Source organism: Psychrobacter sp. 16-MNA-CIBAN-0192, assembly GCF_040309565.1.
Lineage (GTDB): Bacteria > Pseudomonadota > Gammaproteobacteria > Pseudomonadales > Moraxellaceae > Psychrobacter.
Window position 1 is genome coordinate 1 of the sequence record NZ_JBEOOX010000558.1, and the last position, 249, is coordinate 249.

Genomic DNA, 249 nt, shown 5'->3' on the forward strand with positions numbered 1-249 from the left:
ATTCAAACATTAACCACTTCCTTTAACTTAAATTGCTTAATTGCTTGGCGAAACTTATTTTCTAGCGCGCTATTGTTTTGCTCAAGATTATAAACACTGAGAATTTCTTGTTCACTAAAACTTAATCCGGTTAGTGTATTAAGCGTATTACACCACTGCTTGGTAGATTGCGTAGCAAGGCGTTTATCATAATAGGCAATGACTAAGCGTTTTAAAATAATATGTAATTGCTGAGGATCAGTGTGCTGT

Annotated in this window: 1 protein-coding gene; it reads right to left on the reverse strand. The window is 34.5% G+C overall.

Annotated elements, in window-relative coordinates; translation table 11 throughout:
- Positions 1–2 precede the first annotated feature (2 nt).
- Positions 3–249: hypothetical protein (locus AAEY78_RS14365; protein ID WP_352340114.1), on the reverse strand; the 247-nt coding region annotated here is incomplete at its 5' end.